Below are 532 nucleotides of genomic sequence, written 5' to 3'. Positions count from 1 at the left end.
TCACGGCGGAAGCCGCCACGGTCGCCACCGCGGTCATCGCGGTCACGGAACGGACGGTCGTCACGACGCGGACGGTCATCACGGTCGTCACGACGGTCACGATTGAAGCCACCCGAGGGGCGGTCGTCACGACGGGAGCCGCCACGGTCGTTGGACCAGCCCCCACGGGACCGGGGCTCGTAGCCTCGGCCGTCATCCGATCGGCGCTCGGGACGGTCCTGGGGCTGGTTCGACATCCTGGTGACTCCTTCTGCTGCTTCAGCTCACCGCGGACCGACCAACAACAGTGCCGTCACGCGGTATCGGCGCCGGCCTCCTGGCCGTGCACCATCTCCATTGTCCGGCATGTCGGAAGCGTCCGCGCCTGGGCGGAAGTCCCGGCCTGCCGGCCTCGTGCAAGTTCGCGAAAAACAAAAAGGCCGCGGCCCCCGCGAATCGCTGGGGCCGCGGCCTTGAATGATTGTTCGGCGGCGTCCTACTCTCCCACAGGGTCCCCCCTGCAGTACCATCGGCGCTGTGAGGCATATCATCC

This window comes from Kitasatospora sp. NPDC048296 (assembly GCF_043201815.1).
Lineage (GTDB): Bacteria > Actinomycetota > Actinomycetes > Streptomycetales > Streptomycetaceae > Kitasatospora.
This window is presented reverse-complemented; position numbering follows the sequence as displayed.